This is a genomic window from Vibrio qinghaiensis (assembly GCF_002257545.1).
GTDB lineage: Bacteria > Pseudomonadota > Gammaproteobacteria > Enterobacterales > Vibrionaceae > Vibrio > Vibrio ordalii.
The window spans coordinates 2234570-2245966 of sequence record NZ_CP022741.1 but is presented as its reverse complement, the minus strand read 5'-3'; the positions used below and the strand labels follow the sequence as shown (position 1 = coordinate 2245966).

Below are 11397 nucleotides of genomic sequence, written 5' to 3'. Positions count from 1 at the left end.
ATCACTTTGAATCAGCGAAAAGAGCGCGAGGCATTAGGCTGAAAGCATCAATGAATCGGCTTTCGCTTCTAAGTTGGTATTGCCCATCAAATAAGCGTCGATCTCGCGTGCGCACTCGCGCCCTTCATTGATACAACGTACGACTAACGATTGTCCTGTGCGCATATCACCGGCAGCGAAAACACCTTTTTGGCTGGTCGCAAAACCTTGTGTCGCCACATTGCCACGCTCATCTAATTTAATATCAAGCTGAGCAAGTACCCCATGTGGCTCTGGATGTAAAAAGCCCATAGCAAGGAAAGCCATATCACATGCAATAATACGTTCACTGCCCGCGACTTCATCAAAATTCGGGCGCTCACCCGGTTTTGCCTCTTGCCAAACGATATCAGCAACACGTAGCCCCGTGACTTGACCTTGCTCGTTGCCGAGGAACTCTTTGGTTAGAATATTCCAATGACGTTCGCAGCCCTCTTCGTGGGAGGTTGAGGTGCGCAAAATCATTGGATATTGCGGCCAAGGCATATTGGCTGGGCGTTTATTGGCTGGGATCGGCATGATTTCAACTTGCGTGATGCTCGCGGCGCCGTGTCGGTTTGAGGTTCCGACACAGTCAGAACCAGTATCCCCACCGCCAATCACCACCACATGTTTGCCCTTAGCGTGGATCTCATCAGTTTTAAGATCCATGTTATTCGCGCGGCGGTTATTTTGTGCCAGAAACTCCATCGCAAAATGAACCCCTTTTAACTCGCGCCCCGGAATCGGCAGGTTACGAGGCACGGTAGAGCCACCAGTGAGCAAGATAACATCAAACTCTTGACGCAGTTGCTGTGCGTTGATATCAACACCGATATGTGCGTTTACTTCAAACTTGACGCCCGCTTCTGCCATCAAATTGATTTTGCGATCAATAACGTCCATACCCAGTTTGAAATCCGGAATGCCAAAACGCAGCAGGCCGCCGACTTTTTCATCACGTTCAAACACAGTAACTGAGTGACCTGCGCTGTTCAACTGCTCAGCTGCGGCCAAACCTGCCGGGCCAGAGCCAATGATAGCGATGGTTTTTCCAGTACGAGAACGCGGCTTTTTCGCTTTGGCATAGCCTTCGCGATAAGCCGTTTCCACGATGGTTTTTTCGATATTACAGATGGTGATGGGATCTTGGTTGATCCCGAGTACGCACGAACTTTCGCAAGGTGCAGGGCACACGCGACCTGTAAACTCTGGGAAGTTATTGGTTGAGCTTAAGATCTTCCAAGCTTCTTCCCAACTATCACGATAAACGGCATCGTTAAATTCAGGAATAATGTTACCGATAGGGCAACCGTTATGGCAAAACGGTACTCCGCAGTCCATGCAACGAGACGCTTGAGTATTAATTTTGCTACCAAACTCTTCGTTGAGGACAAACTCTTGGTTGTTTTGAATACGAACCGTTGGATCGAGCTTTTTTGGCAGCTCGCGGCCATGTTCTAAAAATCCAGTAGGCTTACCCATTTATACGGCCTCCACTTCTTCCGTTTGTACTTGCGCAGCTGCAGCCTTGCGTTTTTGAAGAACCGCTTTGTAGTCACGCGGCATCACTTTTACCATTTGGGTAAGGTTTGCTTCAAAATTATCAAGGAATAACTGAGCCACTTCACTTCCTGTGAACTGAACATGCTTGTTGAGCATCTCACGTAGCAGATCGGTATCTTCTTGTTGCAGTGGGTCGAGATCAACCAATTCAGCGTTAAGCTTAGTTTCGAAGTCTCCATGTCGATTCCACACGTAGGCTACACCGCCGCTCATACCAGCTGCAAAGTTACGTCCTGTCGAACCGAGGATCACTGCGACGCCACCTGTCATGTATTCACAGCCGTGATCGCCGATACCTTCTACGACTACTTTAGCTCCTGAGTTACGCACGCAGAAACGTTCTCCAGCAAGGCCGCGAATGTAGGATTCACCAGAAGTTGCGCCATAGAAACAGACGTTACCCACCACGATGTTATCTTGCGCAATGATGGTTGAGCGCGTGTCAGGGTAGAGCACTAACGTACCGCCAGATAAACCTTTGCCCCAATAATCGTTGGCATCACCTTCCACTTCAAACGTTACACCTTTGGCAAGGAATGCACCGAATGATTGGCCTGCGGAGCCGTTGAATTTAACTTTCATTGGCTGAGGTAGACCTTGGTCTTTGTATACTTTCGATATTTCGTTCGACAGCATAGTACCCGTGCTACGGTCAGTGTTGACGATAGGGAAGACTGCTTTAACCGCTTCGCCTTTCTCAAGCGCGGGGGTGGCTACTTGAATTAGCTGACGATCTAGCACGTTTTCTAGATGATGATTTTGCTTGGTTTGGCAATAAACACCATCTTCTGCACGAGGCTCTTGAATGTACAACACTGGTGACAAATCGAGGTTTTTGTATTTCCAGTGGTTGATGTTGTCACGCACTTTCAGTTTATGCGATTGGCCAACCATTTCATCGATAGTACGGAAACCCAGTTCAGCCATGATTTCACGTAAGCCTTGCGCCATGTATTGGAAGAAGGTGACCACATCGTCTACGCGGCCATCAAAGCGCTCACGCAAGGTTTTGTTTTGTGTCGCAATCCCTACTGGGCAGGTGTTTTTATGACACTTACGCATCATGATACACCCTTCAACCACTAGCGCAGCGGTGGCAATTCCCCACTCTTCCGCGCCTAACAATGTCGCCATTGCAAGGTCACGTGGTGTTTTCATCTGACCGTCACTTTGCACCACAATGCGATTACGCAGGCCATTTTTAAGCAAGGTTTGGTGCGTTTCAGCAAGGCCGAGCTCCCAAGGTAAGCCTGTGTGACGAATCGAAGACATCGGTGATGCACCCGTGCCGCCATCATAGCCAGCAATTAACACCACATCCGCTTTGGCCTTAGCCACACCGGAGGCGATAGTACCAACCCCGGCTTCGGAAACTAATTTCACGTTGACGCGGCCGGTACGGTTCGCGTTTTTCAAATCAAAGATCAGTTGCGCTAAATCTTCGATCGAATAAATATCGTGATGCGGTGGTGGTGAAATCAGACCGACTCCCGGAGTCGAGTGGCGTGTCGCGCCGATCCAATCATCGACTTTATCACCCGGCAGTTGCCCACCTTCACCAGGTTTCGCGCCTTGAGCCATTTTGATCTGTAGCTCATCGGCATTGGTGAGGTAGTAAGAGGTCACGCCAAAACGACCAGAAGCGACCTGTTTAATTGCAGAGCGTTCCCAATCGCCATTTTCTTTGCGTTCAAAGCGTGCTGGATCTTCACCGCCTTCACCCGAGTTGGATTTCGCGCCAATACGGTTCATCGCCACGGCTAACGTTGAGTGCGCTTCGTAGGAGATTGAACCAAATGACATGGCACCGGTTGCGAAGCGTTTTAAAATACGTTCAATCGGTTCCACTTCCTCAATAGGAATCGAACCGGCTGGATTTTTAACAAAATCAAGCTGGCTACGCAGCGTGGCAGCGTTGTCGCCTTGGTCATCTACCGCTTTCGCGTATTGCTTGAACTGCACATAATCTTTGTTGCGTGTTGATTGTTGCAGCAACGAAATCGTTTCAGGATTAAACAGGTGTTTTTCGCCACGCTGTTTCCACTGATAAACGCCGCCCACATCCAACACTTGCACTGGAACTTCGCGAGTCGGGTAACCCACGCGATGGCGAACTAACACCTCTTTTGCGATGTCATCAATGGTCAAACCTTGGATGCGCGATACAGTGCCAGTGAAGTACTTATCTACCACTGATTTGCTGATGCCCAACGCTTCAAAAATTTGCGCACCGTGGTAAGACTGCAGGGTGGAAATGCCCATTTTGGAGAAGATCTTCAGCAGCCCGCCGTTGATGCCTTTGCGGTAATTGTCAAACAGATCTTTCGCTGCAATGGTCGGGTCGAGTTTTTTGACTCGTTGTAAATCGATAATGGTTTCAATGACTAAATACGGGTTAACCGCATTTGCGCCATAGCCAATCAATGTCGCAAAGTGGTGTGTTTCACGCGCGTCGCCGGTTTCTACCACTATGTCACATTTCGCTCGTAAGCCTTTACGGATCAGGTGGTGATGAACTGCACCGACAGCGAGCATTGCAGGGATCGCCGCATGGTTTGAGTTTACCGCGCGGTCGGTCAATAAAATAATCGAGTAACCATCGATAACCGCATCTTCTGCATATTGGCAAATGCGTTTCAGCGCACGTTCCAATTTGCCTTGATCTTCACTGGCTTGAAATACGATATCTAAGGTTTTCGCTTGCAGATGTTCGTTATCAATAGCGCGCAGTTTCTCAAGCTCAGAGTTGGAAAGAACCGGAGATTCCAATTCGACTTTTAAGCAGTGCAGGGGCGTCTCTGTCAGTAAGTTCTGATCTTTACCGAGGTAAGTATTGAGCGACATCACCATTCTTTCACGGATCGGGTCGATCGGTGGGTTGGTGACTTGAGCAAACAGTTGCTTAAAGTAGTTGGAGAGATGCTGTGATTGATGCGAAAGCACTGCCAGAGGCCAGTCTGCCCCCATGGCCGAAAGCGGTTCATAACCGGTTTTTGCCAAAGGAAGAATGATTTCATTCACCTCTTCTGAGCTGACGCCAAACGACTGTTGGCGTGACATTAGACGCTCAGGAGCTGGTTGGCTGTACTGGTTGCTCGCTTCAGGCAGTTTGTTCAAGCTGAGGAGGTTCTCTTCAACCCATTTGGCGTAGGGCTGCGCATTCGCAATGCTGTCTTTCACTTCTTCATCAGAAATGATGCGTCCTTGCTCTAAATCAGCGACAAAGATACGTCCGGGCTGTAAACGGCCACGGTATTCCACGTTCTCTGGTGCAATTTCAACCACGCCAGATTCAGAAGCCATGATCAGAAAATCATCTTTAGTCACGGTATAACGTGATGGGCGCAGGCCGTTACGGTCCAGTGTTGCGCCAACTTGTACACCATCAGTAAAACAGACTGATGCTGGGCCATCCCACGGTTCCATGACGTTAGCATGGTATTGGTAAAATGCGCGGCGGGTTGGATCCATATTTTTATTTTCTTGCCACGCTTCCGGGATCATCATCATCAGGGCGTGTGGCAGGCTGCGGCCAGACAGAACCAGTAACTCTAATGCCATATCGAAGTTGGCGGAATCTGAACTGCCTTCTTGGCAAATTGGCAGTAGCATGTCGATTTCAGCTTGTGTAAACAAATCTGATTCGAGGATCGCTTCGCGCGCTTTCATCCAGTTTAAATTGCCGCGAACTGTGTTGATTTCGCCGTTGTGCGCAATGTAACGGAAAGGCTGAGCTAAGCGCCATTTAGGGAATGTATTGGTCGAAAAACGAGAATGCACCAGTGCGAGCGCGGTCACCATGGTCGGATTTTGTAGATCAAGGAAGTACTGTGGTACTTGCTCTGTAGTGAGCTGACCTTTATACACCAAGGTTTTGTAAGACATGGAGTTGATGTAAAAATCATCACCAATGTTAGATACACTTTCTAAGCAGACGCGAACGGTGTAATTACGCAGAACGTACAATTTACGCTCTAATTCTGCGGGGGTGGTACTTGGGCCACCGGAGATGAAAACGTGCTCAAATTGAGGTTCAGTGCTAAGTGGGTCTGCGCCAATCATTGAGTTATCGGTTGGCAAAACGCGATAACCCAGTACTTCTAAATCGAGTCTCTTGGCGTTGCGTTCTAAAATATCACGACACTGGGCGCGTTTGTGCTCATCTCTTGGAAACAGCACCACGCCGACGCCGTACTTTTCAAACGAAGGCAGTTTTAAGCCAAGTTTAACGGTCTCTTCAAGTAAAAACTCATGAGGTTTTTGTAATAAGATACCTGCGCCATCACCAGAACATGGGTCACAACCTTGGCCACCACGGTGTTCCATGCGAGCAAGCATGTCTAAAGCTTGAGTCACAACTTGGTGAGACTTACGGTTTTTCAGGTGGGCAACAAAACCGATACCACAAGCGTCATGCTCCAATTCAGGAGTATATAGACCTCGTGAATCCTGCTCTCTATCTACCATAGATACATCCTTCCAGTTCAATTTAGACGCACGTGTGCTAAGGCATACTTAGCGATGCGACTTGTCCTTTAATTGTTATCAACCTAAACCTGCCTGTGTTGGCGGGTTCGAATCCTTTCCGTCTCTCGCCGGAAAAATATGGCGAGAAAAACATTCCTTAGTGATATTCAATTTATTTATGCCACTTGCTAGTGGTTTGTATAGGAGGGGGGCGAATATCACCGATTTTTCCACAACTATTTATGTAAGGAATATCACAAAAAATAGGGCGGATGTGTAAGTATCCTACAATTTTGTTTATAGGAATTCCAACGAAAACTCATTTTAGTCGCCCATTTTTTTCGTTAAAAATGCATGCACCGTTTAACATTGGTGCAACATTAAGCAAATAACGCTGTTTTTATGAATGTTTATTGATTTTTGTTAGGTTGGAGAGTGTTTGATACGGCTACTCTTTGTGAATTTATTTTGCAGGGATGTAATTTAGTTACATAGATCTAACTGAGATTCATTACTATCTATAAGCGGTATTTATTCAATGCAATTACATCAACTGGTTAACACGATCGGCCAAGATCTGCAGCGTCGTTATGGCGAAAAAGTTCACAAGCTGACCCTGCATGGTGGTTTTAGCTGTCCGAATCGAGATGGCACGATTGGGCGAGGTGGTTGCACCTTCTGTAATGTCGCTTCTTTTGCTGATGAAGAAACACAAGCCCAAAGTATTGAGCAGCAATTGACAGAACGCGCTGGTGAAATCAAACGTGCCAAAAAATATCTCGCGTATTTTCAAGCTTATACCAGTACCTATGCAGAAGTGCAGGTGTTGAAAAATATGTATCAGCAAGCGCTTCAATCGGCTGACATTGTTGGGTTATGTGTTGGCACTCGGCCTGATTGTGTACCCGGTGCTGTGCTTGATTTATTGGCCGATTATGTGCGACAAGGTTTTGAAATTTGGCTCGAACTGGGTTTGCAAACCGCCAATAATCAAACGCTCAAACGGATCAACCGTGGTCATGATTTTGAATGTTATGCGTTGATCACTGAGCGCGCTCGAGCCTTGGGGATCAAAGTATGCACACACCTCATTGTAGGGCTACCTAAAGAAACGCGTACCGATAATCTTCAAACCTTAAAGCAAGTCTTAACGGTAGGCACTGATGGTATCAAGTTACATGGGTTGCATATTGTTGAAGGCAGTACGATGGCCAAAGCGTGGCGAGCAGGAAAATTACAAGCGCCAACGTTAGAAGAGTATGTTGCCATTGCGAGTGAATTGATTCAAATGACGCCGCCCGAGATCATTTATCACCGAGTCTCGTCAGCCGCCCGGCGGCCGACCCTGCTTGCGCCACTGTGGTGTGAAAATCGTTGGCTTGCGATGACCGAAATAGGTCGAGCACTTAATCAAGGTGGCGCGCAAGGCTCACGCTTAAGTCGACCGTTTGTCTATACGCTTCCAAACCGCTAAAGATTCAAGCAATTTCACAAATCCTTGTGATTAACTTGGCTGACGAATCGACGTTAAACGCGTTAGACTAGTGGCACTGTTATTACATGGAAGTGTTTAATGAAACCCATGAAAAACCTTGCCCAGTACTATGTCGACCTATTGGTCAAACTGGGCATTCTTCGTTTCTCTATTCTTCTCGCACTCGCTTTAGTGGCCTTGGCGGTGGTGGTACAAGTTGGTATCACGCTGGTGCTCAATGGTTATGTTGATGATATCGACATCGTTCGTTCCATCTTTTTTGGTTTATTGATCACGCCTTGGGCGGTCTATTTCCTTTCCGTGGTGGTTGATCAGCTAGAAGAGTCACGTCAACGCCTCTCTAAGTTGGTTTCTAAGCTCAAAGACATGCGCTCACGCGATCAAGAGCTCAATTATAAGCTTCAGCAAAATATCGAAAAGCTTAACCAAGAAATTGAAGAGCGAATTAAGGCAGAGGAAGCGCGTGAAGAGGCGATGGCTGATTTAGAAAATGAGGTCTATCAACGCGAAAAAACGCAGCTTGAATTGGCAGAAAGAACCGCCTTATTACGCTCTTTTATCGATGCTTCTCCTGATCTGATTTACTACCGTAATGCGAACGGCGTCTTCTCTGGCTGCAACCGGGCGATGGAAGAGCTAACGGGCAAGCGTGAGCATCAGTTGGTTGGGTTAACTCCATGGGATGTCTATAGCAAAGAAGTGGCGCAACAGATCGTTGAAACTGACGAAAAAGTGTTTGCCGACAATCAAGCCATCACTTATGAGCAGTGGCTCGAATACCCTGATGGTCGAAAAAACTATTTTGAACTGCGTAAAGTCCCTTTTTACAGCAAAGATGGCCGCCACTTAGGGTTGGTGGGCTTTGGGCGAGACATTACCGAACGCAAACGCAACCAAGAGTCTTTGGAAAAAGCGAGCCGGGATAAAACCACCTTTATTTCGACCATCAGCCACGAATTGCGCACACCACTCAACGGTATCGTTGGTTTGAGCCGCATGTTGCTCGATAGCCCCATGCCCCCAGAACAGCGTAAGTACATGCAGACCATTAATGTCAGTGCCATTACGTTAGGTAATATCTTCAACGATATCATTGATATGGATAAGTTTGACCGCCGAAAACTAGAACTACTGCCAGCGCCGTTGAATTTTGAAGAATTTGTTGTTGAAATTGAAAGCATCTCGGCGTTGATGGCAGAGCAAAAAGGGCTTAGGTTTGATCTCGAACGGCTCAGTGATTTACCTGTTGCGATTGAAGTGGATGCGACGCGCCTGCGTCAGGTACTGTGGAACCTGATAAGCAATGCGATGAAATTTACCAAAGAAGGCGGCGTAGTCATGACGGTCTGCGCCGACATTGAGGATAAGTTTGCGCACATTACCATGGAAGTTGAAGACACTGGCATTGGTATACCAGAGGCTGAACTCGATAAAATTTTCGCCATGTATTACCAAGTCAAATCGGGTAAGGACAATTTGCACGCTGTTGGCACGGGGATTGGCTTAGCGGTATCTCGCCAGTTAATCAACTTAATGGATGGTGATATTTCTGTGAGCAGTGAAGAAGGTTTTGGTAGCACCTTCACCGTTTCAATTCGTGTGCCTTTGGCACAAGATGCCCAATTCAAACCAACGTTACCCGTTCCTCAAAAAAGTTTAGCCATTTTTATGGTTGAAGATATTGAGCTCAATATTACAGTTGCTCGTTCTTTGCTAGAAAGTTTAGGACACACGGTTACCGTCGCTATGACAGGTGAAGAAGCCAAACAAAAATTTGTGCCGCAAGAGTACGATCTGGTTTTCCTCGACATTCAACTGCCAGACATGACCGGGTTTGATGTCGCTGCGTTTTACCGAGAAACCTATGATAACCTTCCGCCACTAGTCGCATTGACCGCCAACGTATTGAAAAATAAAGTTGAATATCTAGAGAAAGGGATGGATGACGCGATCAGTAAACCATTGTCAGTACTGGCGATTCAGGAGGTGATTGCAAAATTCACACATGGTGAGGCGATTCAACTTGTCGGTGCTAAAATTAAGGCAGCCTCAGAAGAACACAGTGAGTTGCATTTGCTCGATCTTGAAATGCTTGAGTCTTATATCGATATTGTTGGCCCAAAACCTGTGTTGGAAAGTATCCAAATGTTCGAGCAGATGATGCCCAGTTATGTTGAAGTGCTAGACTCCAATATGGTAGCAAAAGATCAAGCAGGCATTGTTTCAGAAGCACACAAAATCAAGGGTGCTGCGGGTTCAATTGGTTTGAAACACATTCAAAACGTTGCACAAAAGGCACAGTCGCCAGAGTTACCAGCTTGGTGGGAAAACATTGGTGACTGGATAGATGAAATTAAAAATGGCTATCAACACGATATTCAAGTCTTGAAACAATGGGTAGCTCAAAGGTAATGGTATGAAAAAAATCGGGTTGGCTTCATTAGTTATGGCGCTACTATCTGGCTGTAGTTCACCGCAAGTGAATTGGCTGCAGGAAGCCGTGATGAGAAATTACCGTCGATGAAAAAAAGCCCTTTAACCTGAGGTTAAAGGGCTTCTAACTATCTTAGGATAGACGTTTAGTCTTCTAGATCACCACAGAAGCGGTAGCCTTCGCCATGAATTGTGGCGATGATCTCTGGCGTACCTGAGACTGATTCAAAGTGTTTACGGATACGACGAATCGTCACATCTACGGTTCTGTCGTGTGGTTTCAATTCACGGCCAGTCATCTTTTTAAGCAAATCTGCGCGAGTTTGGATTTTTCCTGGGTTCTCACAGAAGTGCAGTAAAGCGCGGAATTCTGAGCGAGGAAGCTTGTAGCCTTCACCATCCGGATTCACTAAAGAGCGGCTATTGATATCCAATACCCAACCGTTGAACTCATATTTTTCCACACTGCGTTTCTCTTCTTGAGTCGTATTGGTATTCATTGAACGACCTAGAAGATTACGAGCACGAATCGTTAGTTCACGTGGGTTAAATGGTTTAGTGATGTAGTCATCAGCCCCGATCTCTAAACCGAGGATTTTATCAACTTCATTATCACGACCAGTCAAAAACATCAGTGCAACATTAGCCTGTTCGCGAAGCTCACGAGCTAACAGAAGGCCATTTTTACCTGGTAAATTGATGTCCATGATGACCAAGTTAATGGGGTTATCAGACAGCACATGGTGCATCTCTTCACCGTTACTGGCCTCAAAAACAGCGTATCCCTCTGCTTCAAAAATACTCTTAAGAGTGTTACGAGTTACTTGCTCATCTTCAACGATAAGAATCTGCGGGGTTTGCATTGGCGGTACCTAAACTTGTGAAAAAATTGTGCTAATAGAATTAATTGTAGGCAAATAATTACAACATACAGGTAATCTGCTGCCGATAATAAACTAAAGTTTTGAAAAAAACACTTACTTCAGTTGCCCGCGGTCCTTAGGCATAGCTTGCATTGAGGTCTCCATACCCTCTGTGTTCTACTAGTCTTTAAGGCGGATTCTATAATGTTAACAGCATGCTAACAACGGCAGAATGTTAATTCCAATCACTTTGTTGATTTACATCAAGAGTTCTAATGTAACAAATATTAATCGTCTTAAGCAGTTGTAAATTTACACCACATTACCCATGCAAATAGCATGCTTTTTGGGGATTTTCGCTGGAGATGGTAGCATTGGGCGCAATGGGCTTTACCTCACAGAGAAATTTACCAGCAAAGAACTTGTTAACTCGATACTTGTCAAAAAATGGGAATTGCGTAAAAAATCAACGTTTACAGCGGTGGATATCGCACTACTATGGATCTCACCAATATGAATATTAAGTCTTTTAAATGCAGTTGGCCGCCAAGTTAT

The 11397-nt window shown here is 46.3% G+C and carries 5 protein-coding genes; 2 read left to right on the top strand and 3 right to left on the bottom strand.

Annotated features, from left to right (window positions below):
- Positions 1 to 33 precede the first annotated feature (33 nt).
- Positions 34 to 1503: a glutamate synthase subunit beta gene (locus CCZ37_RS10395; protein WP_094500473.1), complete on the bottom strand. Its 1470-nt coding sequence runs from the start codon at positions 1501 to 1503 to the stop codon at positions 34 to 36.
- Complete coding sequence (gene gltB / locus CCZ37_RS10390; RefSeq protein ID WP_094500472.1) at positions 1504 to 6051, bottom strand: glutamate synthase large subunit; 4548 nt, start codon at positions 6049 to 6051, stop codon at positions 1504 to 1506. It lies immediately after the preceding gene.
- 538 nt (positions 6052 to 6589) lie between these two features.
- Between gltB and mnmL the strand changes: the two genes are divergently transcribed.
- Together mnmL and arcB are read left to right on the top strand one after the other, a co-directional pair.
- On the top strand, positions 6590 to 7525 hold the full coding sequence (mnmL, locus tag CCZ37_RS10385; RefSeq protein ID WP_094500471.1) for a tRNA modification radical SAM protein MnmL/YtqA: 936 nt from the start codon (positions 6590 to 6592) through the stop codon (positions 7523 to 7525).
- Between the two features lie 99 nt (positions 7526 to 7624).
- Positions 7625 to 9958, top strand: coding sequence for an aerobic respiration two-component sensor histidine kinase ArcB (arcB, locus tag CCZ37_RS10380; RefSeq protein ID WP_094500470.1), 2334 nt, complete (start codon positions 7625 to 7627; stop codon positions 9956 to 9958).
- A gap of 167 nt (positions 9959 to 10125) precedes the next feature.
- Here arcB and arcA read toward each other — a convergent pair whose 3' ends face one another.
- Positions 10126 to 10842 carry a two-component system response regulator ArcA gene (arcA, locus tag CCZ37_RS10375; protein ID WP_013856108.1) on the bottom strand — a complete coding sequence of 239 codons (717 nt, stop codon included), beginning with the start codon at positions 10840 to 10842 and terminating at the stop codon, positions 10126 to 10128.
- Between the last annotated feature and the right edge of the window lie 555 nt (positions 10843 to 11397).